Origin of the sequence: Bradyrhizobium sp. HKCCYLRH2047 (assembly GCF_051168175.1) — a bacterium.
GTDB lineage: Bacteria > Pseudomonadota > Alphaproteobacteria > Rhizobiales > Xanthobacteraceae > Bradyrhizobium.
In genome coordinates this window covers 1-25,675 of sequence record NZ_JBNPUM010000021.1, presented here as the reverse complement: position 1 = coordinate 25,675, position 25,675 = coordinate 1, and the positions used below count along the sequence as shown (strand labels likewise).

Below are 25,675 nucleotides of genomic sequence, written 5' to 3'. Positions count from 1 at the left end.
TTCCCTCATTCGCTCAGCAGGCGAGGCTGCCCGAGCACATGGGCCCTGCCATCGATCAGCTTCAGGCGGGTGCGCCCCGACTCGGTATCGACCGCATCGAGTCCCAGGAGACGGCGAGTATGCGCCATCGCGTCCGCCTTGAAGCCGCCGCAGAAGTCCGCGTGCAGGAACTGGCCGCCCTTGTCGTTGATATAGCTTGCATAGGTGTGGGCGCAGAGCAGATCGACGTAGAAGGCCAGATCGCGGAAGACACCGTTCGCCTGCAGGAAACCTTCGAGCTCCTCGCGTAGCATCGTGAAAGTGGCGAAGCCGTCGCCGACGGCGATCGTGCCGGTCTCGGCAGCCTCGTCGTACCATATCTCGCGCAATACGCCGGTATTGACCCTGGCGTCCCACATCCAGCGCGTCATCAGCGGATAGTGGTCCGGCGCGGTGAAATGAAGGACCTCGGCGGCAAGATCGCGCGACCAGCGGTGCTCGCGATCGGCCGGAAAGCTCGTGACGAACGCGGCGACGCGCTGGTCGGTTGTGCCGAGGTCGGACCATCCGTGCAGCAGCGCCTCGAGCATGCTGCGCAGCGCCGCAAACCCGTTGCGGCCGAGCCACGCCCCCACACGCCGGCGCACCGGCGTGATGAACGTGGCAAGGTCGCAGAATTCGGCCTCCGTCAGCTCGCTGACCCGCCCCTTGCCCAACACCTCCTCGAACAGCGAGGCCTTGAGCGCGAGCGCTCCGACATAGCGCTCGACGCCACCGCTGTCGTCGGCGGATTCCACGAGGCTCTCGAACGCCCGCCGCAGCCTGGGGCCGGACAGATCGAGCACCGGCCGCGTCGGCTCGACCACCGCCTTGCCTCTATGGTTGGTGATCGGCCACATCACTCGGCCGCTTCCATCATGGCGCCGCGGACCAGGGCCAGCGCGGCCATCGCTGCCGATTGGCCCTGTGCGATGGAATCGTCGATGGTCTCGGGCCCGGTGGCCGCGCCGGCGACGAAGACGCCGGGCCGCGAGGTGGCCGATGTGTTGGAATAGACCGACGCCTTCTCGATATGGCCGTGCTTCTGCAGTTTGACGTCGAACACCGCCGACAACGTCATGTTGTCGACATTGGGATCCATGCCGATGGCGTGCACCACCATGTCGAACGGGATCGAGATCGGCCGTTTCACCAGCGTGTCCTCGCCCTTCACGATCAACCGCCTGCCGTCTGACGTCACTTCGGCGATCCGCGCCTTGATGTATTTGACGCGGTGCTTCTCCTGGCTTTCCCAGTAGAGATCCTCGTAGAGGCCGAAGGTGCGGATATCCATGTAGTAGACATACACGTTGCACCGTGGCATCGCCTCGCGGATCTCCATGGCGATGTTGGCGGAGACCGTGCAGCAGATCTTCGAACACCACTCGCGACCGATCTGGCGGTCGCGCGAGCCGACGCATAGCAGGATCGCAACCCGTTCCGGCTCGCGCCCGTCGGACGGACAGCGCACGCCCCTGCCGGAGGAGAGCATCTGCTCGACCTGGGTCGTCGTAACCACATCAGGGTAGGTGCCGAAACCCCATTCCGGCTTATTGACGGAATCGAAATGCGTGAAGCCGGTGCACAGGATCGCCGCCCCCGCCTCCAGCACCGCGCCATCCGACAGCGTCACGCGGAAGTCGCCTGGGCTGCCCGAAAAGGCTTTCACCGTGACGCGCCTTCGGATCTCGACACGGCTGTCGGTTTCGACCCGGCGCACCATGCCACCGATGGCGTCCTTGGCCCATTCGCCGGACGGCACCAGCCTGGCGTAGCCTGACTGGATCGGCGCACCGCCGAGCTGCTCCGCCTTTTCGACGAGAACGACGCGCTGGCCGGCCGCGGCCAGCGCATGTGCGGCGGAAAGCCCCGACGGCCCGCCGCCAACGATGAGAACGGGACGGGTCATGATGCGGCTCCTGGCAGGGTTGCCGTCGGCTTGACATAGCCTGGGCCCGACGTAATCGCGCGTTTGGGGTCGTAAAGCGTCTCGATGCGGCCGGCCTTGACCTCACCGAGATAGGCCTCGAACTCGGCTTTGGCTTTCTGCCAGTCGATCCCGAGCTTCTCGAGCAGCCCCTCGAACGGCGAGGCGTGCCAGTGAAGCTGTGCGAGCTTGTAGGGATGCGCGCCGAGGGCGAGCGCCGCGAACTGGCAATCGGCCATGATCGGCAGCGCATAGACCTTGTCGACGGCCTTGCCGATCCACTGGTTCTTGTCGAGTGTGGTGATGCAACCCGTGTCGTGGCCGATCATGACGTCCGCCCGCGCCTCCTCGACCGCGACCCTGATCTTGCGATCGATGGCGAAGGAGCGCGTGAACTCACGTTCGCCGATGATATGACGAAAGCCGAAGCCGCAGCAGTCGTACCAGGTCGAGTAGTCGACGACCTGTGCACCCAGCGCCTGCATCAGGCCGGTCGATACCGCCACGCGGTTGCCGTCCATGACGGTGTCGTCATAGATCACGTCTTCCGGAACCATCTTGTAGACGTGACAGGCCGGATGAACGGTGGCACGAAGGCTGCTCACGTCGATGACCTGCCGCTCCCGGATGCGGTGGCGCATGACGTGCAGCCACTCGGAATAGTGCACGATCTCTTCGGGGATCAGCAGCTTGCCGTCGACCAGACGACCCAGCTTGCCGAGAATCTTCTTCACCTGCTCGCGCAGTTCAGCCGAATGCATCAAGAATATGCGCATCTCCTTGTAATTGCCGAACGACGTGCCGCAGTGGATCAGCGGGAAGTAGGTTCCGACCGGCAGGCCCTGCGCCTTGGCCGACATGTATGCCTGGTGGAAGTTGCGCAGGAAGACGGCGGCCAGACTGACGACATTGCCGACCCCGGAGCCGTGATAATTCCAGGCGGTGCAAGAGGTCTGATCGGTCTCGTCGAGATAGCGCACGCCGAGCTGGTTCATCAGCCACATCACGCTCGACGGATAGCCGGGGATATTGCCGCACTGTCCGCAGGATTTGTGCTGCCAGAGGTTGGTGGTGGGAATGCGCTTGTCCCAGCCGTACAGTGTGCGCGCCACCACCGGCTCGTGGCGCTCGTCGATCCGATGAACGACGATTTCGCCGTCCTTCTCCAACTCCCACATCGCGTCGCGGATGTCGTGGACACGCTCCTTGTTGGTCAGCATGGAGCGACGGTCGATCCGGGTTTCCACCCAGGCCGTCGCCGTCTGCGCCTCGCTCGGCGTCAGGTTGGAAGGGCGCCACTCCGCGCCAAAGCCGGCGTAAGCCGACTGACTGTCACTGCGCTTTTCGTCCATCGCTTCCTCCGTCGTCCACCGCGGCGATTGATCTCGTCGTCTATTGTGGTCGTCTCAGCGGCCTATTCTTCCTGCTGCTCTTCAAGCCACTCGTTGTATTCCTCGCGCTTCTCATCCATCACGTCGCTGACGACGTCGAACAGATTCTCGTCGATCGTCTCGAGCTGATCGAGCACGCCGGTCGCCTCCCAAATGGTGTAGAGCTCGACGGACGTCTTCAGGTTGACCTCCCAGGCCGTGTCCATGGTGTGCATGGTTGGGACTGGAATGGCCTTGCGCAGGATATTGAGCGGAGCATCGACCTTGGCGACGTTCGGGCCCCAGTCGGGAAACGCATCGCGCGTGATCATGTTGGGCGCGAGCTGATTTCCCGTGGAAATGACCTTCAGAAGCACCCGCGAGAACGGTCGCAGCACATCTTTCGCCGACTGCATGCCATGCTTGATCGCGACCTCGCGCATGATCATGACGAGCCCGCCCGGTGAATTCTCGAACGGACAGCGGGCGGCACAGGTGTAGCACTGCGCGCAGGACCAGATCTTCTCCTGCATCGCGTCGTAGATGCCCTCGAGATTTTCGGTCCACAGCAGCTGGACGATCTCGCGGGGTGAATAATCGTAGTAGTGCGCCGAGGGACAGGTCGCGGTGCAGATGCCGCAATTGAGACAGCCGTGCAGCTCATGATCGTAGAGGACGTGCGAGCGAATGTCGTCGAATACCTCTTCCAGCTTCTCATAGGGAACGACCGGCGCCTCGGAGACCGGGTCGCCGATAGAGGTCAGCTCCATTGAAGCTCCGCTCGTCATCTGGCGGCTCTCCTCAGTAGGTCAGCACCTTGGCGTTATCGTTTTCCATCACCTCTTCGATGACCTTTGCACCCCCGACGATGCCCTCGCATTCAGGGATCAGATCCTGCTCGGTCATGTCGAAGAGATCGAGGTTCGGAGAGCAGCAATAGAACTTCACTCCGGCTCCGTGCGCGTCCTTGATGAAGTCATAGACGGTTTTCGGAGATCCGGGCTTGACCACGAGCTTCTCGGCCACGCCCTTTTTCATGAGCTGCCCCGCCGTCGCGGTACAGACGACATCGACCTCGTAGTCCATCGCCGCGGCAACAGTGGCCTGGAAGAACGGCGCGCCGAGCTCCTCGCCGTTGCGAGGATCGGTATTGACCATGATGATGATGAGCTTTTTCGCCATTCCTACGATGTCCTCCCCGATCGTCTGCTATTGAGCGTGCCTAGCGCACATCGACACAGGAGCGTGCACGACAAGTTATCTCGAGGCGCATCGCCTTGGAGTTGATGAAGATCAACAAGCCCAGGAACCGAAGTCCCAGATGGACAACAAGCTGACATCGATTTCATCCAATCCGTCGGACGAACGCACAAAACATATTCCATTTTTTGAATGACATCTATAGGGTGAAGAAAATAATTCGTTGCTCGGGAGAACGGTCCTACGGGAGCGGCCGCATCAAATGCGTCGACTCGATCAAACCAATCATCAGCGGCCCGAGCGCCGCAGCAATCTCGCGCTGCACCACGCGCAACTCGGCGAGCGTTTCCGCCGTGCGATCAGGACATTCGTCGAATGCCATGATCAGATCCTCGATCATGGCCGATTTGATTCCGGGATGGCCGAGGAACCCGAAGCAGTTATCACGGAGCTGAAACACCGCCGGCTCCCCCGCAGAGTCGATCGCGAGAACACTTGCATCGGCCGGCAGCACCGGGCGATCGCGCATGTAGATCGCCACGGGAAAGGATCGCGGCAGATGACCGCCGAGCGCAGTGGGATCGACCCGTCGGGCCGTCTCCACGACGAAGCGGAGCGGAGCTTCCTGTGTGCCGCCGCCGCACGCGGTTGCAAGTATGCAGCTGCCGGCTCCGATGCCGATGACGGGCAAGCCGCGCGCCAGGAAATCCCGTACCAACCGCAACTCCGGCCCGAGGCTCGGAAGCAGGTTGCCGCTGACGACTCCGAGCGGTCCGGCGCCAAGAACAATGAGGCCGTCAAAGTCCCCCGCCGTCGCAGGTATCGATCCTCCGGCCGTAAACGGCCGGCAATAGCGAAAGCCGACGTTGCGTCCTTCGAACTGATCTTCCATCAAGCCGAGATAGTCCGCCTCGAAATGCTGCAGGACGCAGAGTGTCTTCATGGCGAACCGCGACAACTGAATGAAGCATCAATGACGGCCGAAGCCGACGGCAGACCTGAAATATATATGTTTTTTCGCATATGAAAAGCGAGGAACGCAATGGCATGGTATGAGAAGCTGCAGGAGATCGAACCGCTCGACGACCTGCGTTTTGACCGTGGGCTCGTCGATGCACTCGAGGCGGCAGCCCGCGAGCGCGCGCTCGGACCGATGCGGTTCTACACGCCGACGTTCCGCGCCTATGCCAGCGAAGAACTCAAGGGCTGCGGCAAAGCGAGCTTTCCCGCCTTTTCCATCACCGGCGGCGCTTGCGCGCTGAATTGCGATCACTGTCAGGCGAAGATCCTCGACCCGATGATCGCGGCAACGACACCGGACGAACTCGACCGCAAGGTGCGCGATCTCATTCTACTCAAGGATCTGGGCGGTTTCCTGCTCTCGGGCGGATCCAACCGACGCAACGAGGTTCCGTACGATCGCTTCTATCCGACCATCGAGAGGCTCAAGCGCGACTTTCCCCATCTGCGCATCGCCGTCCACTCCGCGTTGCTCGACGAACGGCGCGCCCGATCCATGGAAGCGGCCGGGGTCGACGTCGCGATGCTCGACGTGATCGGCTCGCAGCAGACGATCCGCGACGTCTATCACCTCGACCGTCCCGTCGCGGATTTCGAGGCGACGCTCGCCGCGCTCTCGGGCACCAAGATGCAGGTCGTGCCACACATCGTCATCGGTCTGCACTATGGCCGGCTGCTCGGCGAGGAGACCGCGCTGGACATCGTTTCGCGCCATCCGGTCGCCGCGCTGATCCTGGTGGTGGTGACGCCGATCTATGCGCCGCCGGATCGGCCCTTCGCCACGATATCCACCGACGACGTGGCAAAGGTGCTGGTCGCCGCGCGGCAACGCATCAGTCACGCGCCGGTTCAACTTGGCTGTATCCGCCCCGCGGGCCGCCACAAGCTGATGACCGACGCATACGCCGTCATGGCGGGATTTGATGGCATCGCCTATCCCGCGGACGGCATCGTAGCTCTTGCCCGCGCCATCGGTCGCCCGGTCGAGCAGGAGCATGCCTGCTGCTCGATCGCGCTTGATGGCCTCGCCGGACGGCGGGCTTGCGCAGCCTGAGGTGCACGATGAACGCCGAGGCAACGGATATTGTCGTCGTCGGGCTTGGACCGGCTGGGAGTCGTGCGGCCGCAGTTGCCGCGAAGGCCGGCTACCGCGTCGTCGCCGTGGATCGCCGGCTCGAGGCGGGTCGCCCGGTCCAGTGTGCCGAGTTCGTGCCCGCCATGATCGAACGGGACGTTCCGAACATCACGGCCGTCGCCCAACAGAAGATCACGCGCATGCTGACCTTCACCGAAGCGACGGATTGCGAGGAAACGCCGGACTTCCGCGGCTGGATGATCGATCGCGCCGCCTTCGATCGAATGCTCGCTGATGAGGCGACGAATGCGGGAACCGCGTGCCGATACGGCACCTCCGTGGTTGCCATCGATATCGACGGCACAGTTCATACGTCCGATGGTCTTGCCCTGAAACCGCGCGTCCTGATCGGCTGCGACGGCCCTCGCTCGCGGGTCGGCGCGGCCATCGGCCAGATCAATCACGCGCTTGTCGATACGAGGCAACTGACCGCGCCGCTGATCGTGCCGCACGATGCCACGGATATCTTCCTGAGCGCCGACTACCGCGGCGGCTATGGCTGGCTATTTCCCAAGGGAGCCGTTGCCAATATCGGCGTTGGCGTCATGATCGAGGACCGGCGGCGACTGAAACCGATGCTCGCCGCGCTTTTCGCCTCGCTGTCGGCATCGCGCCGCATTGGAACGCGCCCGTTCGCGTTGACGGGCGGGGCGATCCCCGTGGGCGGCAGGGTGGGTTCGACAGGCCGGCTTGGCGCAACCCAGGTGTTGCTGGCCGGCGATGCAGCAGGCCTGACCAACCCCGTGACCGGCGCCGGCATCGCCTCCGCCGTGCAATCGGGGGCACTCGCCGGGCAAGCCGCGGCAGACATGCTGTCCGGCCGCAGCGGCGCCCTCGATGATTATGACGAAGAACTCGGCGACATTTTCGATGCGGCCTTGGGCCGGGCATTGCTGCGACGACGGCAAGTGCTGGCGCACTATGGCGACGGCCGTCGCCCCGACGCGACTGCGCTCGCCGAAGGGTGGATCAGTTCGCCGAACTATTGGGCGTGAAAATGCAGGATCAGGGGAGGACGTCATGAGCTGTCTCGAAGGACCGACGCATCCGGTGCCGGATTTCCTCACCGGGGAGACACGCACCTTCAACGCGGCCGAAGCCATGCGGCCGCGCGCGCCCGGCGACGTGCCGGCGGAAGCACGCAACGGCGGGCGCGTGAAAGCGCAGGACGCGCGGCCGGAAGGCGTCTACCTGCCGAACGACAACGTTCTGACGCCGAACATGCGATCACCCGACTACGTGCAAATGTCGACGGCAGCAGCGATCACCCTCGGCATCATGAACGGCTACATGCATCGCACCAGTTGCACCCGTTGCCTGAACCTGCTGCTGACCTATCCGGAGGGCTGCCGCGCCAACTGCGCTTATTGCGGGCTTGCGCGCCATCGCGAAGCGGAGCGCGACTATGCCGACCGCAACTTTATTCGTGTCGACTGGCCTGCGGTGCCTTACGACCAGGTGATCGACATCGTCGCATCGGGCGGCGACGGCGGGCGCTTCCATCGCATGTGTATCAGCATGATCACGCATCCGCGGTCGGACGAGGACACCCGCATCGTCCTGCGGAAATGGGTTGAACGCATCAGGCACGTGCCCGTGTCCATCCTGTCCAACCCGACGACGATGACCCGACTGGATGTGCAAGAGCTGAAGGATCTCGGCGCCGAGATATTTACGGTCGCGCTCGATGCCGCCAACCCGGCCATTTTTGACCGCACCCGCGGCCACGGCGTTCAATCGCCGCACAGCTGGGACAAATATTGGGAGATCCTGCTGGCCGCCGCCGAGATATTTGGCCCGGAACGCTTCGGCGCCCATCTCATCGTTGGGATGGGCGAGAGCGACCACGACGTTCTCTCGCAGGTGCAGAGAATTCGCGATCTCGGCGGCCGCAGCCACCTGTTCGCGTTCTTTCCCGAACAAGGCTCGTTGATGGATCACCTCCCGCCGGCGCCGCGCCCGCAATGGCGACGCATACAGCTCGCCCGCTATCTCATCGACTATCGAAGCCATTCCCTGCAGCGCATGCGTTTCGACGAGCGCGGTCAACTCGTCGATTTTGGTCTGCCGCAGGACGAAGTCGACGCGATCATCGACGCGGGCGTGGCCTTCCGCACGTCCGGCTGCCCGGGCAAGGAGGCCGCTGACGTGTCCGCCTGCGACCGTCCCTATGGCGACTCGCCGCCGCGCGACATTGCCTCCTACCCGTTCAAGCCCGATCGTCGCGACATTCGCCACGTGCGCAGCCAACTCCGGCGCGGACTACCCAAATAACCGGGAGGAAGATGCGATGGCCAGCAGCGCCAAGTCATTTCGGGTCATCGACACCGGGATTCGGGGCGGACGCGCCAATATCGCCTTCGACCAGGCGCTCATCGACGCTCACAAGGCACGGCGGATTCCCGATACCATCCGCTTCCTGCGGTTTCGTCCGTCGGCGCTCGTCGGAATCCATCAGATCCTGAGCCATGAGGTCCGGCTCGACTATTGCCGGAGCAAGGGAATCGAGATCGGCCGGCGGATCACGGGAGGCGGCGGCCTCTATCTCGACGAGGGTCAGATCGGATGGGAGCTCGTGTTCGGCCGCTCCAGCCTCGGCGCCATGGATCTCACCGAAACGACACGCCGGATCTGCGAAAGCGTCGCACTCGGGCTCAACAAGCTCGGCGTCCCCGCGCGCTACCGCCCGCGCAACGACATCGACGTCGACGGCCGCAAGATCAGCGGCACCGGTGGCTTCTTCGACGGCGATACGCTGTTCTATCAGGGAACTCTGCTGATCGACTTCGATCCCGAGCAGATGATCGCTGCGCTCAAAGTGCCGGTGGAAAAGCTCGCCAAGCGCGACCTCGCTTCGGCCCGCCAGCGCGTCGTCAGCATGCGCGAGATCCTCGGCGACCACCTTCCTGATCTGGCCACCATCCAGCAAGCCCTGCTCGACGGCTTGGCCGAAGGCCTCGGCATTGTTCCGCAATGGGGCGAGGTGTCAATGCACGAAGAAGAAATCGCCGACCAATTGTATCGCGACGAGATCGGCCGTGACGACTTCGTCGAGATGGTCGACGCTCCCGAGGTGGACGGCTCGCTGGTCAGTGCCACTCTGACGCGGCGTGGCGGCAACCTGCGCGCCGATATCCGCCTCGAGGGGCCGGTCCGCGGACGGATTCGCGAAGCTCTGATCACCGGCGATTTCTTCGTCACGCCGCCACGCGTCATCTTTGATCTCGAGGCGGCGCTGCGCGGCGCCGAACTGGCCGATGCCGGATCGATCGTCGAGAACTTCTTCTCACGCACGTCGGCCGACTTCGTCAATCTCGGCCCGCCGGACATTCGCGATGTGGTCGTCGCGGCAGCGCGGCAGCTCAGCTTCGTTGCGGCCGGCCGTAGGCTTCGCGGCCATTGGCTCGCGGCGACGCGACCGGAACGTCCGCCGCTCGTCCTGCTGCATGACGCCTTGGGCTGCGCCCGGCTGTGGCGCGATTTCCCCGAGCGGCTTGCGGCTGCGACCGGCTCCTCCGTCCTGGTGTTCGACCGCTGGGGCTCCGGTGACTCGGAGCCGCTCGAGCTGCCCCATTCGCGGCAATATCTGCTCGCCGAGGCTTTGGATGCCCTGCCCGAAGTGCTACGGACGACCGGCGCGCGGCGCCCGATCCTGGTCGGACACTCCGACGGTGCTGCGATCGCGTTGACGTTTGCCGGCGCGTTTCCCGATGAGGTCAGCGGGGTCGTCGCGATCGCCCCTCACCTCTTCCGCGAACAGCGGACCGTTGACGGCATCGCCGCCCAGATCAGGGACTTCGAGCACGGTGACCTGAGGGCGCGGCTCGCACGGTATCATGGCAGCAGAACCGACCATCTTTTTGGCCGGCTGGTCGACGCCTGGACCGGAGAAGAAGCGCGCGACTGGGGTATCAAGCCCTACGTTGGACGGGTTCGCGCCCCGGTGCTCGCTGTTCAGGGCAGCGAAGACGAGTTCTTCACGCATGCGCAGCTTGAGACACTCCGCGCCCTCGTGCCGGCCCGGATCGAGACCTGCGTGCTGAAAGGCTGTGGGCACGCGCCCCACCAGCAGGCGACCTCGGCGGTGATAGCCGCAGCGGCCGGGTTCATCGATCGAGTGACCGCTGAAAACACGGTCGCGGCCGTCCCCGGCTCCGCCTGACGGAAGAGCTCCGGCAGGCGGCGAGCACCATCAGCACCACCTAGCAGAAGGCGCGATAAAGGGCGGACATGACCTCGATCACTTCCGGCCGCGCAACCGAATAATACACGTTTCTGCCGTCCCGGCGTACCTTGACGAGATCGTCCGCGCGCAGCCGGGCAAGTTGCTGCGATATCGTCGGCTGGCGGAGTTGCAGCGAGTCCTCGATGCTGCTGACGGATTTCTCTCCGTCCAGCAGCAGGCAGAGAATGGCAAGCCGCGCTTCGTGCGACAACGCCTTGAGGAATTCGCTTGCCTTGTGAGCCTTCTCGAGCAACGCGTCAGGCTCGAGCGAAGACCTGCTGCGTGCACGCTTGGTTGCCATGTTCGTCCGCATATTCCTCAATCGCCCGATTCGGTCGGTTACATCCAGGCGGCCACTGCGTCGTGTCGATGGCCGCCCCGTGTTGCTATCACTTTGGCGAGGCGATAACAAACAGGCGGTCGCGCCTGTCCCGGCGCGGTTCGTGCGAGACGGTATCGAGACGCCGGAGCGAGCGTGTCCTGCTCACGCGCCCGCCATGTCTGACGAGCTGATGGAGAACTACAATCCGGCTTTCAGTTCGCCTAGCTTGCGATCAAGGGTTCGCAAGCTGATACCGAGGGAGTTCGCAAGCTCCCTGCGTCTGCCAACAAACACGCTTGTCATCTTCAAAGTGGGATTGCCGATGGTCACGAACGTACCGCCAGACGCCGACGCCGGCCGCTGGAACCGACGGTTCGAAAGCGATGATTTCGTTTTCGGAACCGACCCCAATCAATGGCTGCGCCGCCATGCCGGCGCGTTCCCGCACCGCGGTCGTATTCTCTGCGTCGCCGACGGAGAAGGCCGTAACAGCGTCTGGCTCGCCCGGCAGGGATTCCAGGTCGACGCCTTCGACATCTCGGAAGTGGGTCTGGCGAAAGCGAGCAAGCTTGCCGCATCAGCCGGAGTGAGCGTGAATTACCAGCTTGCCGATTGCGACGGCTTCGCGTGGCCAAGTGCGGCGTATGACGGCATCGCGGCGATTTTCGTGCAGTTCGCCGCCCCGGATTTGAGGAAGCGGCTGTTCGCGCGCATGATCGCAAGCCTGAAGCCGGGCGGGACTCTGATCCTGCAGGGCTATACGCCCAGGCAGTTGGAATACAAGACGGGCGGCCCTTCCGCCGTCTCGCACCTCTATACGGAAGCCATGCTCCGAGAGGCGTTCCATGAGCTGGAGATCATCGAACTGCGCGAATACGAGACCGAGCTCAGCGAAGGCAGCGGCCATCATGGCCGCTCTGCGCTGATCGGAATGGTCGCGCACCGGCCTTCCTGATCGCGCTCTCCTGGTCCACGGAATCGATCGCACGCATGCGTCTCATCCTTGACTCCAGTCAAGGATGAGACGCACTTCCTTTTCTGGGCAAGGCTAGTCGCAATGGACATCCAAATGACGAAATCCATCATGCCTGGCCGTAAAGGACGAGAATGCCAAGACGTTGCTGGCTGAGCTGATCCTCGGAGAGCAAAATGGCCTGTTCCATAGTCGAAGTTAGTCTCGTGACAGACTGAGATTTGCCCGGCTATCGGCTTCGCTGCGACGCTGGAGCTGATGGTTTTTGCGAAAGCTCGCACTCAGCCTTTGCGTGATCACGTGAGGACTTTCAGTCCCGTCAAGGCCAGCAGAGCCAGCAGACATACGGATCCGGAGAACAGCCATCGCGGCAAGATCGCGTGCGGCACGAAGCCGACGCCGCGGACGAAGCCTGCGCTCATGGCCCAGAATGCCAGACCGGCCGACAGGTGGTCGGCGCGCCCTGCGGCGTTCGCCAGGAACGGCGGATAGAGCGTGCTCGCGAGCATGATCACCAGCGCGGCCACGAGGCACGGCAGATGGATGCGCGCCTGAGACGTGGCTACTGGCGCCATGTTCATTCCCCCGTCCGGTTGCCGGCCTTGCGCACCTCCTCGGTCTCGCCCCACATCGCGTTCATGATGGCAAGCAAGACGGCGAAGCCGACGCCGAGAATCCAGGCGAAATACCACATGACTAAGCTCTTCGAGTTGGCCGCTCCGGCGGCGTGGGGATCGGACCGCCGTCAGTATGCGGAATGTTCGTTGGCGTGGATCTGGGCTTCCGTGACCTTGCCGTGCATGACGCGATAGGCCCAGCCGGTGTAGACGATGATCAAGGGCATCAAGACCATCGTGGCCCAGAACATCAGCCCCAATGTGAGGTGGCTGGAGACGCTGTCCCACACCGTGAGGCTGGCATCCGGAACCGAGGAGGACGGCATGACGAAGGGAAACATGCTGGCCCCGGCCGTGCCGATGACGCCCGCAATGGCAAGTGATGACGACACGAAGGCTGCGAGGGTGCGATCGGCGGCGGCGAGTGCGCCCGCCAGCAGCGCGCCCGCGATACCGAGCAGCGGCAGCGCCCACAGCACGGGCCATCGGCCATAGTTGCCCCACCACGCGTCGGCGCTGCGGACCACGGTCTTGGCGAGCGGATCTGGAAGCGCGGCCGGATCGAGCACCGACGTGATGGCGTAGCCCTGGAAGCCGCCGAAGCGCAGCCAGAGCCCGGCACCGATGAAGGCGATCACCATGATCGACGCGGCTCCGAGCGCACCACGGACGGCGCGGGCCTGGATGGCGCCTTCGGTGCGATGCGCCAGGTAGACGCCACCGTGCAGCGTGATCATGGCGCTTGAGACCACGCCCGCAAGCAGCGCGAACGGATTGAGGAGCTGCCAGAAACTGCCGCTATAGGTCGAGACCAGGTAGCGATCGAAGTGAAACGGAACGCCCTGGAGCAGATTGCCGAACGCGACGCCGAAGATCAAAGGTGGTACCGCCCCGCCGATGAACAGGCCGCAGTCCCAGGTCCGCCGCCAGGTGACGTTGTGGATCTTGCTGCGGTAGTCGAATCCAACGGGGCGAAAGAACAAGGCCCAGAGCACGGCCAGCATCGCCCAGTAGAATCCGCTGAACGCCGTTGCATACACCACGGGCCACGCGGCGAAGATCGCGCCGCCGGCGGTGATGAACCAGACCTGGTTTCCGTCCCAATGCGGGCCGACCGTATTGATGACGACGCGGCGCTCAGTGTCGGTGCGGCCGACGAATGGCAGCAAAGTGCCGACGCCCATGTCATGACCATCCATGATGGCGAAGCCGATCAGCAGCACCCCGACGAGCAGCCACCAGATGACCTTCAATGTGGGATAATCGAGCATGACGGCGTCCTTCAGACGGGCTTGGGTTCGAATTGATAGCGGCCGGTGCCGAGGCTGCCCGGGCCGATCCGGGCGAACTTCACCATCAGATACATCTCGACCACCAGCAGCAGCGTGTAGAAGCCAACGAAGCCGGCGAGCGAGCCGTAGAGACTGGCGACGCTCAGCGTCGACACCGACAGATGGGTCGGCAGCACGCCGTAGATGGTCCAAGGCTGGCGGCCATATTCCGCGACGAACCAGCCGAGCTCGCTCGCGATCCAGGGCGCAGGCAGCAGCATCACGGCGGCACGCATGATCCATGGCCGCGCCGCACATTGCAGCCGCAGCGTGCTGAGAAAGGCCATCGCAAACAGGACAAGCATCGCAAAGCCGAGCCCGACCATCACGCGGAAGCTCCAGAACATCGGCGACACCGGCGGCACGGTATCGTCGACCGCACGATCGATCATCGCTGGCGTCGCCTCGGCCACGTCGGCGGTGTATCGCTTCAACAACAGGCCAAAGCCGAGATCGCCCTTGGTCTGCTCGAGCGTGGCCAGTGCAGCCTGGTCATGACGGTCCTTGCGCAGCGCTTCCAGCGCCTGGACCGCCGTGATGCCATCGACGATCCGCCGCCGGTTGTGTTCCTTGATCTCATGGATGCCGGGGATCGTCTTGCTGACGGAGCGTGTGCCGATCAGGCCCATCACCCAGGGAATCTCGATCTCCCAATCGTTCCGGCCCGCCTTCTCGTTGATGCCAGCCAGGAGCTTCAGCCCGGCCGGCGCCGGCTCGGTCTCCCACATCGCCTCCAGCGCGGCCATCTTGGTCTGCTGCGCCTCACCGACCGTGTAGCCGGACTCATCGCCCAGCACGATGACGCTCGCGACGCTGGCCAGCCCGAACGCGGCGGCGACCCGGAAGCTGCGCTTGGCAAATTCGATGTCGCGGCCCTTCAGGAGGTACCAGCTCGAGATCGACAGCACGAACATCGCGCCGGTGACGTAGCCCGCCGAGACGGTATGGACGAACTTGGCCTGCGCGTCGGGATTGAAGACGACGGCCCAGAAATCGACCATCTCCATGCGCATGGTCTGCCAGCTGAACGCGGCCCCCACGGGATTCTGCATCCAGCCATTGGCAATGAGAATCCACAGCGCGCTGAGATTGGTGCCGATCGCCATCAGCGAGGTCACCATCAGATGCTGGGTCTTTGGCAGGCGATCCCAGCCGAAGAAGAACAGGCCGATGAAGGTGCTTTCGAGGAAGAAGGCCATCAGGCCCTCGATCGCCAGCGGCGCTCCGAAGATATCGCCGACATAGTGCGAATAGTAGGCCCAGTTGGTGCCGAACTGGAATTCGAGCGTAATGCCGGTGGTGACGCCGAGCGCGAAGTTGATCCCGAACAGCTTGCCCCAGAAACGGGTCATGTCTTTCCAGACCACGGCGCCGGTCATCACGTACACGGCTTCCATGATCACGAGCAGCCACACCATGCCGAGCGTGAGCGGCACGAACAGGAAGTGATACATGGCGGTCGCGGCAAACTGCAGCCGCGACAGATCGACGAGTTGGTCGGGAATCATGGGAGAGCTCCTGGCAAGCCCAGCGGCTGCCGCGCGGAATTGACGCCGGCAAGATGAGCAGCAGTGGTCGGCGCATCGACGTCGATGCGGGCGTCGCGAACAAACGCCCACCACAGCGCCAGGAGCAGCACGAGTTTGGCGACGATCGCGACGCCCAGATGTCGGAAGAGGCGCCTGTCATTCATGGCCATTGCTTAACAAGACCCGTGCCAGCCGGCGGCGTGATGAATTATTGTGTTATTTCAATCTGTTGCCGAAACGGCCGTCATCGCGTCCCGTGCCATGATGCCAATTCTGGCATTATTTGGCAGTCCATGGCACAGTGCAGCGAAGGAACGACACGGAGCGGCGGAGCAGGATGACGTCGAAAGCGCGAGTGCCGGGCCGGCTGCCAGAGGCCACTCGCCGGAAGCCCGAACTTGCATCCTATCTCGAAGCCCTTCCGGAGCCGCATATTCTCGTCGACGAGCAGTACCGGATCATCGCTTCAAACGCGGCCTATCGCGCCCACTTCAGCCCCAACGAATCGGTCGTCGGCCGCACCTGTTATGAAGTGTCTCACCATTTCACCGTGCCTTGCGATCAGGCCGGAGAAAGCTGTCCGCGTGCGCGCCTGCAGAAAACCGGTCAGCGCGAGCGCGTGCTGCATCTGCATCACACGCCGATTGGCGAAGCCTACGTGAACATCGAGTTGACGCCCGTCCGCGACACGTTGGGACACGACGCCTGGTTTGTCGAGAAGATGGAGCCACTTCGGATTGCCAAGGGAGAGCCGGCGGCGCGAGGGTTGATCGGGCGTTCTGCGCCGTTTCGGCAGATGCTCGAACTGGTCGCGAGGGTTGGTCCATCGAACGCGAGCGTTTTGCTGCTTGGCGAGTCCGGCGTCGGCAAGGAGCTCGTCGCTGCGGCCGTTCACGAAGCGAGCATGCGCGCCTCGCACCCGCTGGTCGTCGTCGATTGCGCCAGCATGCCGGAGACCTTGTTCGAGAGCGAATTGTTCGGTCACGAAAAGGGCGCCTATACCGGCGCGCATACGGCAAAGAGCGGGCTGGTCGAAGCCGCCAGCGGCGGCACTCTGTTTCTCGACGAGGTCGGCGACATCCCCCTTGCAATGCAGGTGAAGCTGCTCCGGCTGCTCGAAAGCGGCACCTATCGCCGGGTCGGCAGCACGGAGCTGCGTCGCGCCGACGTGCGACTGGTCTCGGCAACGCATCGGGACCTCGAGCGCATGGTGGCAGACGGGCGCTTTCGCAACGATCTCTACTACCGATTGTCGACCTTTCCGATCCTTCTGCCGGCATTGCGCGACCGCCCCGGCGATCTACCGCTTCTCGCCGCAGCGCTGCTTGCCCGCGTGGCACCGGAGCGAAAGCTCACCTTGTCCCCCCCGGCACTCGAACGGCTCGAGGGCTACGCTTTTCCGGGCAATGTTCGCGAGTTGCGCAACGTGTTGGAGCGCGCGGCCCTGCTCTGCGATGACGATGTCATCTCAGCCGCAACGATCGAGCGTGCTCTGGCGTTGCGAGCGCCGGGCATCACGGGTCGCGACAATGCGCAGCGAACGGCAGCAAGGCTGCTGCATGCCGAGGATGAGAGCTCGCTGTCATTGAAGGAACGGGAAGCGCGAGCGCTTCGGACCGCCCTGTTGACGCATCGCGGCAATCGGGAAGCGCTTGCAAAATCCCTCGGCATCAGCCTGCGCACGCTTTACCGGAAGCTGAAGGAATTGGACGCTGGATAGGCGCTGTCGTCTACCAAGGAACTACGTCAAGTCCTCGCACACGAAAGAACAGGTCGTTGATGGGTGCGAGCACGCCGGCCGGCGGCCCGCTTCATCCTGATTGGGCTCTAAGCCCCCGGCGCGAGGAGACGATCCGCCGGACGCAATGGGTGCCGACGACGACGCATCCATGGATGGACCTCCATGCGATGGCCGCAGAACAAAGAAGGGCGGACCGCCGGCCAAGATCGCCAATCGGCTGCGGCCGCATCTGGTGCGCTGGCGTAAGATCGACGGATGCCGATCTGCAGAGCCGCGCGCAGCGGCCTTTTCGATACCGGCAAGGAGATCCGCTTCGATCAACCGCATGCACGATCGCCAGCCGCTCGCCGGCAAGATCCGCTCGGCATGGGGCATTCTGGAAGACGCAGGGCTTGGCGATGACGTCGTGCGTCACTCCCTGCGCCACACGGCCGCGACGTCGCTGACGCAGCAAGGCACCGACCATTGGCAAGCGGCCGGTTGGCTCGGCACGACCGTCGAGCAGTTAGAGCAAACCTACGGCCCCCACCATCAGGATTTCCAGGGCGAGGCGGCTGAGGCGTTTGGAGGAAGGCGGCAAATGCTCACGAACAGCCGATATGCCGAATGGTGCAGGGCGGCGCCGCGTGATTTCATTGTACGTTTCGTTGCGCTTCTCGGGAGATAAAAGCTGAGCGCCTCAAAAAATGGTCGGAGCGGCAGGATTCGAACCTGCGACCCCTGCGTCCCGAACGCAGTGCTCTACCGGGCTGAGCCACGCTCCGACTTGGGAAGCCGGCTTATAGCGTCGGGTTTCCGTCTTCGCAAGGACACAAGGCAGGAAATCGCATCGAAATCGTCGATCGTCGGCGGAGGGGTTAACTGCTTGAGGCCGTGAGGCTTTGTCGGGCGGCCATGGCGCGGGCGCAATGCGACAGGCGAATTGTGCGCTTCATTCGAAGGTCCCCGCCCGCTATAGCCGAGCGCGTAAGCCACCACCGTCTTGTACCATCGATGCCCACCGCACACACACCAGCGATCGAGACCAGGATCCTGCCCGCCGACGCGGCTGGAATCACACAGGCCGCGGCGACGTTCGTGCGCGGCGGACTGGTCGCGTTCCCGACCGAGACGGTCTATGGCCTCGGCGCCGACGCGGCCAACGCCGCAGCCATCGCCCGCCTCTACCAGGCCAAGGGCCGGCCTGCCTTCAATCCGTTGATCGTCCATGTCGCCGACATCGCGGCGGCACGGCGCATCGGCCGCTTCAATGCCACCGCCGAGCGTCTGGCCACCGCGTTCTGGCCGGGACCGCTGACCCTCGTGCTGCCGCAGAGCGACGGCTGCGCCGTGGCCGACCTCGCCACCGCCGGCCTCGATACGGTGGCAATCCGTGTGCCGGCGCATCCGATCGCGCAGGCGTTGCTCGCGGCGTTCGGCGGCGCCGTCGTGGCGCCCTCCGCCAACATCTCCGGCCACGTGTCGCCGACCACGGCGGCGCATGTCGCGGCCGATCTCACCGGGCGAATCGACCTCATCCTGGACGGTGGGCCGGTCGCGGTCGGCGTCGAATCGACCATCGTCGGCTGCTTCGATGCGCCGACGCTGCTGCGCCCGGGCGGAGTTCCAAGCGAGGCGATCGAGGCCGTGCTCGGCCGTGCGCTGGCGCGGCCCGCCGCAGCGACTGAGACGTCCGAGCAACCACTGGCACCCGGCATGCTGGCCTCGCACTATGCTCCGCACGCTCACGTGCGCCTCGACGCCAGCGATGTCGCGCCTGGCGAGGCCCTGCTCGCCTTCGGCCCCGTCACCTTGCCCGGCGCCAGCGAAGCTGCCGCGATCCTCAACCTCTCCCCCGCCGGCGATCCGGCAGAGGCGGCGACGCATCTTTTCGGCTATCTTCGCAGCCTCGATGCCAAGGGCGCGCGCAGCATCGCCGTGATGCCGATCCCGAATGACGGCCTGGGCGAGGCCATCAACGACCGGCTGCGCCGCGCCGCCGCGCCGAGATAACATTGGAAGCGACCAACGATGAACATCAGCCAGCCTGCCGTGCCGCCGCTGCCACCCGACCTGATCGCGCAGTTCGCCGCCATCGTCGGCGAGCGCCAGGCGCTGACGGCGGAGACCGACGTCGCGCCTTACGTCACCGAGGAGCGCAACCTGTTCCACGGCCGCTCGCCGCTGGTGCTGCGCCCCGGCTCGACCGCCGAGGTCGCCGCGATCTGCAAGCTCGCCAGCCAGCATCGCATCGCGCTGGTGCCCCAGGGCGGCAACACCGGCCTCGTCGGCGGCCAGACGCCGCACAATGGCGAGGTGGTGGTGTCGCTCAGGCGCATGGACAAGATTCGTGACGTCGACACCGCCTCCAACACGATGATCGCCGAGGCCGGCGTCGTGCTGCAGGTGGCGCAGCAGAAGGCAGCCGAGGTCGACCGGCTGTTTCCGCTGTCGCTGGGCGCCGAGGGCAGCTGCACCATCGGCGGCAATCTCTCGACCAACGCCGGCGGCACCGCCGCGCTCGCCTATGGCGTCGCGCGCGAGATGGCGCTCGGGGTCGAGGTCGTGCTGGCCGACGGGCGGGTGCTGAATGCGCTGTCCAAGCTCAAGAAAGACAACACCGGCTACGATCTGCGCAATCTGTTCATCGGCGCCGAAGGCACGCTCGGCATCATCACCGCGGCGAGCCTGAAGCTGTTCCCGAAGCCGCGCGCGATCGAGACCGCGTTCGTCGGGCTCAAATCGCCGGAGGACGCGCTGAAGCTGCTGGCGATCGCCCAACGCGAGGCTGCGGGCAGCCTCACCAGCTTCGAGCTGATCGCCGCGATCGCGCTCGATTTCTCGATCCGCCACGCCGCCGGCAACCGCGCGCCGCTCGCGGGCGCCCATCCCTGGTTCGTACTGATGGAGCTGTCGTCGTCGCGCGACGATGCCCGGGCCACGCTCGAGACCATCCTGGAGCAAGGCCTCGAAGACGGCATCGTCGACGACGCTGCGATCGCCGACAGCCTCGCCCAGCGCATGGCGTTCTGGAAGCTGCGCGAGGACATCTCCGCGGCGCAGAAGCCGGAGGGCGGCTCGATCAAGCACGACATCTCGGTGCCGGTCGCGGCAGTCCCGGCCTTCATTGCGGAGGCCAACGCCGCCGTCGTGAAGCTGATGCCCGGCGCGCGTCCGGTGCCGTTCGGCCATCTCGGCGACGGCAACATCCACTACAATGTCAGCCAGCCGATCGGCGCCGACACCGCCGACTATCTCGCGCGCTGGCACGAGGTCAACGCGGTCGTGTTCGAGATCGTGCTGCGGATGGGCGGGTCGATCTCGGCCGAGCACGGCATCGGCGTGCTCAAGCGCGACGAGCTGCCCGACGTCAAGGACCCGACCGCGATCGCGCTGATGCGCGCGATCAAGGCGCAGTTCGATCCGCTGGGGATCATGAATCCCGGCAAGGTGCTCTAGGCTTTCGACGCTCCCATGGACAGTCTCCCCGCTCTCGCGATCTCCGACATCACCGATGCCGACGTGCCCGCCATCATCGCGCTGTGGCAGCGCTGCGGCCTGACGCGGCCGTGGAACGATCCGGCCGCCGACATCGCGCTCGCCCGCCGCGGTGACAGTTCCACGATCCTGGTCGGCCGCGTGGGCGACGCAATCGCGGCGTCGGCGATGGTCGGCCATGACGGCCATCGGGGCTGGGTCTACTACGTCAGCGTCGATCCCGATCATCGCGGCCGCGACCTTGGCCGCGCCATCATGGCCGCCGCCGAGGATTGGCTGCGCAGCCGAGGTGTGCCCAAGCTGATGCTGATGGTGCGCGGCGACAACACCAAGGTGCAGGCGTTCTACCAGGCACTCGACTATGCCGTGCAGGACAGCGTGGTGTTCTCGAAATGGCTCGACGGCCGCCCGCCGACACCGGGAATGAAGTAGAGGCCCAGCATGAGCATCTCCGACCGCATCCGCGTCCACGAGACGCGCGTGCTCTCCGATCACTACGGCACGCTGACCTCGACCAGGTTCGAGTGGCGGCGCGACGACGGCACCTGGCAGATGCAGAGCCGCGACGTGTTCGACCGCGGCAACGCGGCGGCGATCCTGCCCTACAATCTCGCGCAGCGCAGCGTCATCCTGGTCAAGCAGTTCCGCTATCCCGCCTTCGTCAACGGCCATGACGATCTCCTGATCGAGGCCGCGGCCGGCCTGCTCGACGACGCCTCGCCGGAGGAGCGCATCCGGCTCGAGGCCGAGGAGGAGACCGGTTTCCGCCTGCACGACGTCAGGTTCGTGTTCGAGGCGTTCATGAGCCCCGGCGTCGTGACCGAGAAGATCCACTTCTTTGTCGCCGCCTACGAACCGGAGATGCGCGTCAGCGCCGGCGGCGGGCTCGCGCATGAGGGCGAGGAGATCGAGGTGCTGGAACTCGGGGTCGACGACGCGCTGGCGATGATCGCCGACGGCCGCATCCAGGATGCCAAGACCATCATGCTGCTGCAGCACGCCGCGTTGCGGATCTTTGGCTGAGCGCGGCCAACGCTCGGTCGCCGGTCTTGAGGCGACGGCATACGCGGCGATGACGACCTTCTCTGTCGATACATCCCGCCTCAGAACAAACTCCCCTGCCCGTCATCGGCCACAGTTGAAACCTTGCGGGATGCAACCTTCTTCGCCGGCTTGCGCTGCGCGTCCTCGGCGGCGCGCATCTCCGCGGTCATCGGCAGCAGCAGTTGCTCGTCGTCGTTGGCCACCGTGTTGACGCGCGTCGACACCTCGTACCACGTGAACTCGCCCTCGCGAGGCGCGATCAGCAGCCTCGTGGCCTCATCGGGATCGTCGGAACGGCAGTCGAGCCACAGCGAAAAATCATCCGGCCTGATCGTCACGGGAACACGATGATGCAGCGTGGCGAGATCGCGGCTCGCAGCCGCGGTGACGATCGCCACCGTGTCGACCTCCTCGCCGTTCGGCCCGCACCAGGTCTCGGCGAGGGCCGCGAAGCCGAGCGGCGCGTGGTCGCTGCGATGGATGAAGAACGGCCGCTTGCGGCCGTCGATCACCTGCCACTCGTAATACCCATCAGCGGGCACAAGGACGCGGCGCCGCCGAATCGCGTTCTTGAACGCGGGCTTCTCGCGTACGGACTCCGAACGCGCGTTGATCAGCAGCGTGAAACTACGGGGATCCTTGACCCAGGCCGGAATGAATCCCCAGCGCATGAGCCGGAAATGCCTGATGTCCTGATCCAGAAGAACTACGGGAATCGGCTGCGTCGGAGCGATATTGTGCCGCGGCGGAAAGTTCGGCTGTTCCTGGTAGCCGAAAATCTGCCTGAGAGCCGCGGGTGGTGAAGTGATCACGAAGCGTCCACACATAATCTCACTCAAATCGTCGTGTGTTCAGCACCTTTTAACTTGGGTTGCCAACACTGCAGCGGATGACCGCAGCGGCGACCCATTCCGTGCCTACCGATCGCACGACCCAACGACCGGCGGGCAGCGCCATTGACCCGGCGCGGGCCGCGATGCTGCGCGCTGCCAACATCAATCCACGCACCGGGCTCGCCACCGACTATCTGAATCATTTCAACGAAGCCGTGATGCTGCTCGAAATGATTCCCGATATTCCGGAATGCGCCGAGGATTTTCTGGCGTGGTCGCCGCTGACCTATCCAGAACATTTCACGCACACCAATTTCAAGGCCCGCGATCTCGTCATCGAGGCCTATGAGCAGGCCGACCCGGCGATTCGCGACAAGTTCGATCATCTCACGAAGACCATGACCGACATCCTGCTCGCGGTCGGCAGCGCGATGCGCGATGCCAAGCAGGACGCGACCAAGGCCAAGCTCGCCGAGCAGGCCGCCAACTGGGTCAAGCCGCTGGTGGCCCAGGCCGGCGGCATCATCAATGGCGACATCGAATTCGATTCGGAGCCCGTGGCCGAAGTCGATGAGGTCGACGCCGTCGACGCCATCATGGCGAGCTTCTGAGTTGCACGGGCTGCCGGCGCGGTCGTCTTCGCGCTACGGTGCAGACCCCGCCTGGAGCCATTGGCATGACCGACCCGACGCCGCCCCGCCGTCCCCAGCTCGCCGTCAGCGCCGCGATCTTCCGCGACGGCAGGCTCCTGCTGGTACGCCGGGCGCGTTCCCCGGCCAAGGGCGTCTATACGCTGCCCGGCGGCCGGGTGGAGTTCGGCGAGACCCTGCACGAGGCCCTCGCGCGCGAGGTCATGGAGGAAACGGCGCTCTCGATCACAATCGTCGGGCTGGCCGGCTGGCGCGAGGTGCTGCCGGCCCAGGGCGGCGGCGGCCACTACGTGATCCTTCCCTTTGCGGCGCGCTGGCGGGCCGGAGAGCCCCGGCTCGACCCGGAACTGGACGATTTTCAGTGGCGCCGCCCCGATGCGCTGGAGGGCCTGACGCTGACCGACGGGCTGCCGGAGATCATCGCCGCCGCACGGACCCTGGTGTAGGCGCCTTGCGTCCGCGACGGGGCAAAGGCATATGACGTCGGTGTTCCCCATGATCCCCAAGCGCCTCCTGGCCATCCTCATGCTCGTTGCCGCCTGCGCCGTCGTGCCGGCGCGCGCGCAGGATGCGGCCGCGCCGTTCGATGGCGATCTGCAACGGCTGGCCGAGATCCTCGGAACCCTGCATTACCTCCGCGGCATCTGCGGCAGCAATGAAGGCGCCAAATGGCGCAACCAGATGCAGGCCCTGATCGATGCCGAGACCCCGTCGGGCGAGCGCCGCGCCCGCATGATCGCCGGCTTCAACCGCGGCTATAACGGCTTCCAGCAGACCTACCGGACCTGCACGCCGGCCGCGATGGTGGCAATCCGCCGCTACATCGACGAGGGGTCCAAGATCTCGCGCGACCTCACGGCGCGCTACGCCAACTGACCGCCGGGGATATCCCCGATTGCGTTAACCTTGTTAACCTTTCCTAAAGAACTGGCCTAGGCGTCCGCCGCCTGCGTGGTAAACCACACGGGTCCGGCGCGCCCGCGTTCGGAATCAACATGCCTCGCGGCCCCGCCAGACTGAATTCAATGAGCTTTCCCGTCACCTTCAGCGCCCTCCCCGCCGTCCTGCCCGACCACGAGCAGAAGCAGGCCGCGCTCAGCTACCTCAACGAAGCCTGGGCGGAAGCGCGCCACGACGGCGTCGACGGCGACTGCCTGGCGCAGGCCAGCCTGTTCGCGGCGCTCGCCGAGCTCGTGACGACCTATGGCGAGGACGCGGTCGCGACCTTCGTCGAGGGCCTGCCGGAGCGCGTCCGCAACGGCGAGTTCTCGCTGTCGCGCGCGACGCAGTAGGGTCTCCCGCTCCTCGGACGGGCCGAGATCCGTCTTCACATCTCAAACAGCTCGAGACTCGCCTCATCGTCCTCGCGGCGCGATGCGTCCGAGCGATGACCGGCGTTCGTCCCTCGTTCAATCGAGGGCGCAGGGAAGGCTGGGCGTCGGCTGACGCCCATGGCCCCCGTGCGAACAAGAATGCACGGGGCAGGAACCACAGGTGCAGCCGGATGAGCCCAGCCTTCCCTGCGCGATGGGTTTAACGCTTACTCCGCGCTCTCCCTGGGGACCGGCTTGATTGCCCCCATCGCCTGCGCCGATGCTCTCGCATCACGCTCAGGCTTGACCTCGGCATCGGGAGGCCAGGACCACGCGACTTCACGTCCGCATCGGGATTGTTCGTCCGCGCAGCCAAAGCCACGCTGCAACCCGACACGTCCACCGCCTGCCCGCCTCGCGTCTCGTGACGACCGCGCGTACGCCCCTCTCGTTGAGGCGGGATGGATGGAGGAGTGACACATTTTCTGTAAAAACGAAAGCTAAATTCTTCACGCGGACGGGGTTGCAACCGCGATCATGTTGACACAATGCGCAAAATTGCCGCTTCGGGACCTGCGTTTCGTGTAGTTGCGGAGAGCAGAACGACGGCGTTACGAACAAATGCGAGCAATTGATTCGCCCGACGGGCTTGTCACTCACCCCGATTTTCGGGGCGCGGCTTTGGTCGTGCTGTTGTGGAAGCGCCTTTACAGAAGCTTGGAAGCGAGATTGCTACAATGTCCTAATCCAAAGCGGGCGCAGAGACCCTCGCATTCACAGCCTTTACGAGAGATGCAGCCTCCATCCGGGCCTGTGAACAGCCTACGTCGCTCGCTGACCAGTAGACACTTGAGTCTGTCCGCTCTGGGCCACAGGACTAAACCGCTCGCGCGGTAGGGCACGACGGCCGGCAGCACGGCTGAGAGGATAGCGCAGCGAGGCGTCCTGTC

Annotated in this window: 28 protein-coding genes and 1 tRNA gene; 15 read left to right on the top strand and 14 right to left on the bottom strand. The window is 64.6% G+C overall.

Annotation, left to right across the window (positions count from 1 at the left end):
* Positions 1–5: 5 nt before the first annotated feature.
* From ACQR1D_RS30635 to ACQR1D_RS30610, 6 genes are all read right to left on the bottom strand, one after another.
* Positions 6–881, bottom strand: a complete 876-nt coding sequence (locus tag ACQR1D_RS30635; RefSeq protein WP_434840371.1) for a hypothetical protein — start codon at positions 879–881, stop codon at positions 6–8.
* A complete protein-coding gene (locus ACQR1D_RS30630) occupies positions 878–1,927 on the bottom strand; it encodes an FAD-dependent oxidoreductase (RefSeq protein WP_434840370.1) in 1,050 nt (349 codons plus the stop codon). The genes ACQR1D_RS30635 and ACQR1D_RS30630 overlap by 4 nt, the downstream gene beginning before the upstream one ends.
* Complete coding sequence (locus tag ACQR1D_RS30625) at positions 1,924–3,297, bottom strand: heterodisulfide reductase-related iron-sulfur binding cluster (RefSeq protein ID WP_315802233.1); 1,374 nt, start codon at positions 3,295–3,297, stop codon at positions 1,924–1,926. The genes ACQR1D_RS30630 and ACQR1D_RS30625 overlap by 4 nt, the downstream gene beginning before the upstream one ends.
* Before the next feature lie 62 nt (positions 3,298–3,359).
* Positions 3,360–4,085: a 4Fe-4S dicluster domain-containing protein gene (locus tag ACQR1D_RS30620; RefSeq protein WP_316171964.1), complete on the bottom strand. Its 726-nt coding sequence runs from the start codon at positions 4,083–4,085 to the stop codon at positions 3,360–3,362.
* A 31-nt stretch (positions 4,086–4,116) separates the two neighbouring features.
* Entirely contained in the window at positions 4,117–4,497 is a 381-nt protein-coding gene (locus ACQR1D_RS30615; protein ID WP_315802231.1) for a DsrE/DsrF/DrsH-like family protein, read from the bottom strand.
* A 259-nt stretch (positions 4,498–4,756) separates the two neighbouring features.
* Positions 4,757–5,458: a type 1 glutamine amidotransferase gene (locus ACQR1D_RS30610; protein WP_434840369.1), complete on the bottom strand. Its 702-nt coding sequence runs from the start codon at positions 5,456–5,458 to the stop codon at positions 4,757–4,759.
* Between the two features lie 99 nt (positions 5,459–5,557).
* On the opposite strand from ACQR1D_RS30610, the gene ACQR1D_RS30605 reads away from it, so the two are divergent.
* Genes ACQR1D_RS30605 through ACQR1D_RS30590 form a run of 4 tightly spaced genes read left to right on the top strand, consistent with a single transcriptional unit; the run spans position 5,558 to position 10,832 of the window.
* Complete coding sequence (locus ACQR1D_RS30605; RefSeq protein ID WP_434840368.1) at positions 5,558–6,589, top strand: radical SAM protein; 1,032 nt, start codon at positions 5,558–5,560, stop codon at positions 6,587–6,589.
* 8 nt (positions 6,590–6,597) lie between these two features.
* Complete coding sequence (locus ACQR1D_RS30600; RefSeq protein ID WP_434840367.1) at positions 6,598–7,665, top strand: geranylgeranyl reductase family protein; 1,068 nt, start codon at positions 6,598–6,600, stop codon at positions 7,663–7,665.
* Positions 7,666–7,690: 25 nt separating this feature from the next.
* Complete coding sequence (locus tag ACQR1D_RS30595; RefSeq protein WP_434840366.1) at positions 7,691–8,944, top strand: radical SAM protein; 1,254 nt, start codon at positions 7,691–7,693, stop codon at positions 8,942–8,944.
* Positions 8,841–10,832 (top strand): alpha/beta fold hydrolase, encoded by a 1,992-nt coding sequence (locus ACQR1D_RS30590; RefSeq protein WP_434894264.1) that lies wholly within the window; start codon positions 8,841–8,843, stop codon positions 10,830–10,832. The genes ACQR1D_RS30595 and ACQR1D_RS30590 overlap by 104 nt, the downstream gene beginning before the upstream one ends.
* A gap of 40 nt (positions 10,833–10,872) precedes the next feature.
* Here the strand turns inward: ACQR1D_RS30590 and ACQR1D_RS30585 are convergent, their stop codons facing one another.
* Positions 10,873–11,196: an ArsR/SmtB family transcription factor gene (locus tag ACQR1D_RS30585; protein WP_316217268.1), complete on the bottom strand. Its 324-nt coding sequence runs from the start codon at positions 11,194–11,196 to the stop codon at positions 10,873–10,875.
* 196 nt (positions 11,197–11,392) lie between these two features.
* Here ACQR1D_RS30585 and ACQR1D_RS30580 point away from each other — a divergent pair, with 196 nt between their 5' ends.
* The gene (locus tag ACQR1D_RS30580; RefSeq protein ID WP_434894265.1) at positions 11,393–12,172 is read left to right on the top strand and encodes a class I SAM-dependent methyltransferase; all 780 of its coding nucleotides are present in this window, start codon (positions 11,393–11,395) and stop codon (positions 12,170–12,172) included.
* A gap of 314 nt (positions 12,173–12,486) precedes the next feature.
* Here the strand turns inward: ACQR1D_RS30580 and ACQR1D_RS30575 are convergent, their stop codons facing one another.
* Genes ACQR1D_RS30575 through cydP form a run of 5 tightly spaced genes read right to left on the bottom strand, consistent with a single transcriptional unit; the run spans position 12,487 to position 15,831 of the window.
* Positions 12,487–12,765, bottom strand: coding sequence for a cyd operon YbgE family protein (locus tag ACQR1D_RS30575; RefSeq protein WP_316238265.1), 279 nt, complete (start codon positions 12,763–12,765; stop codon positions 12,487–12,489).
* A gap of 2 nt (positions 12,766–12,767) precedes the next feature.
* A complete protein-coding gene (gene cydX / locus ACQR1D_RS30570) occupies positions 12,768–12,884 on the bottom strand; it encodes a cytochrome bd-I oxidase subunit CydX (protein WP_316217271.1) in 117 nt (38 codons plus the stop codon).
* A gap of 51 nt (positions 12,885–12,935) precedes the next feature.
* Entirely contained in the window at positions 12,936–14,078 is a 1,143-nt protein-coding gene (gene cydB / locus ACQR1D_RS30565) for a cytochrome d ubiquinol oxidase subunit II (RefSeq protein ID WP_434840364.1), read from the bottom strand.
* An 11-nt stretch (positions 14,079–14,089) separates the two neighbouring features.
* Positions 14,090–15,646, bottom strand: a complete 1,557-nt coding sequence (locus ACQR1D_RS30560) for a cytochrome ubiquinol oxidase subunit I (RefSeq protein WP_316178240.1) — start codon at positions 15,644–15,646, stop codon at positions 14,090–14,092.
* Positions 15,643–15,831, bottom strand: a complete 189-nt coding sequence (gene cydP / locus ACQR1D_RS30555) for a cytochrome oxidase putative small subunit CydP (RefSeq protein WP_315802220.1) — start codon at positions 15,829–15,831, stop codon at positions 15,643–15,645. Before cydP ends, ACQR1D_RS30560 begins: the two co-directional genes overlap by 4 nt.
* 173 nt (positions 15,832–16,004) lie before the next feature.
* Between cydP and ACQR1D_RS30550 the strand changes: the two genes are divergently transcribed.
* Together ACQR1D_RS30550 and ACQR1D_RS30545 are read left to right on the top strand one after the other, a co-directional pair.
* Positions 16,005–17,387 carry a sigma-54 interaction domain-containing protein gene (locus tag ACQR1D_RS30550; protein ID WP_316217273.1) on the top strand — a complete coding sequence of 461 codons (1,383 nt, stop codon included), beginning with the start codon at positions 16,005–16,007 and terminating at the stop codon, positions 17,385–17,387.
* A gap of 145 nt (positions 17,388–17,532) precedes the next feature.
* Positions 17,533–18,075, top strand: coding sequence for a hypothetical protein (locus tag ACQR1D_RS30545; RefSeq protein ID WP_434840362.1), 543 nt, complete (start codon positions 17,533–17,535; stop codon positions 18,073–18,075).
* A gap of 20 nt (positions 18,076–18,095) precedes the next feature.
* On the opposite strand, the gene ACQR1D_RS30540 is transcribed toward ACQR1D_RS30545, so the two are convergent.
* Positions 18,096–18,172: transfer RNA gene (locus ACQR1D_RS30540), tRNA-Pro, on the bottom strand.
* 229 nt (positions 18,173–18,401) lie between these two features.
* Between ACQR1D_RS30540 and ACQR1D_RS30535 the strand changes: the two genes are divergently transcribed.
* Genes ACQR1D_RS30535 through ACQR1D_RS30520 form a run of 4 tightly spaced genes read left to right on the top strand, consistent with a single transcriptional unit; the run spans position 18,402 to position 21,908 of the window.
* Positions 18,402–19,400: an L-threonylcarbamoyladenylate synthase gene (locus tag ACQR1D_RS30535; RefSeq protein ID WP_434840361.1), complete on the top strand. Its 999-nt coding sequence runs from the start codon at positions 18,402–18,404 to the stop codon at positions 19,398–19,400.
* An 18-nt stretch (positions 19,401–19,418) separates the two neighbouring features.
* Positions 19,419–20,846 carry an FAD-binding oxidoreductase gene (locus ACQR1D_RS30530; RefSeq protein WP_316217275.1) on the top strand — a complete coding sequence of 476 codons (1,428 nt, stop codon included), beginning with the start codon at positions 19,419–19,421 and terminating at the stop codon, positions 20,844–20,846.
* A 15-nt stretch (positions 20,847–20,861) separates the two neighbouring features.
* Positions 20,862–21,317: a GNAT family acetyltransferase gene (locus tag ACQR1D_RS30525; protein ID WP_316178233.1), complete on the top strand. Its 456-nt coding sequence runs from the start codon at positions 20,862–20,864 to the stop codon at positions 21,315–21,317.
* 9 nt (positions 21,318–21,326) lie between these two features.
* Positions 21,327–21,908 carry an NUDIX domain-containing protein gene (locus tag ACQR1D_RS30520; protein WP_434840360.1) on the top strand — a complete coding sequence of 194 codons (582 nt, stop codon included), beginning with the start codon at positions 21,327–21,329 and terminating at the stop codon, positions 21,906–21,908.
* 80 nt (positions 21,909–21,988) lie between these two features.
* Here the strand turns inward: ACQR1D_RS30520 and ACQR1D_RS30515 are convergent, their stop codons facing one another.
* Positions 21,989–22,756, bottom strand: a complete 768-nt coding sequence (locus ACQR1D_RS30515; protein WP_434840359.1) for an SOS response-associated peptidase — start codon at positions 22,754–22,756, stop codon at positions 21,989–21,991.
* Between the two features lie 62 nt (positions 22,757–22,818).
* Here ACQR1D_RS30515 and ACQR1D_RS30510 point away from each other — a divergent pair, with 62 nt between their 5' ends.
* The 4 genes from ACQR1D_RS30510 to ACQR1D_RS30495 all read left to right on the top strand — a co-directional run bounded on the left by ACQR1D_RS30510 (position 22,819) and on the right by ACQR1D_RS30495 (position 24,704).
* A complete protein-coding gene (locus ACQR1D_RS30510) occupies positions 22,819–23,373 on the top strand; it encodes a hypothetical protein (RefSeq protein ID WP_409997911.1) in 555 nt (184 codons plus the stop codon).
* Positions 23,374–23,438: 65 nt separating this feature from the next.
* On the top strand, positions 23,439–23,858 hold the full coding sequence (locus tag ACQR1D_RS30505; RefSeq protein ID WP_315802180.1) for an NUDIX hydrolase: 420 nt from the start codon (positions 23,439–23,441) through the stop codon (positions 23,856–23,858).
* A 31-nt stretch (positions 23,859–23,889) separates the two neighbouring features.
* The gene (locus ACQR1D_RS30500; RefSeq protein WP_315802179.1) at positions 23,890–24,288 is read left to right on the top strand and encodes a TIGR02301 family protein; all 399 of its coding nucleotides are present in this window, start codon (positions 23,890–23,892) and stop codon (positions 24,286–24,288) included.
* A gap of 149 nt (positions 24,289–24,437) precedes the next feature.
* Positions 24,438–24,704 carry a hypothetical protein gene (locus ACQR1D_RS30495; RefSeq protein WP_315717207.1) on the top strand — a complete coding sequence of 89 codons (267 nt, stop codon included), beginning with the start codon at positions 24,438–24,440 and terminating at the stop codon, positions 24,702–24,704.
* Positions 24,705–25,675 lie beyond the last annotated feature (971 nt).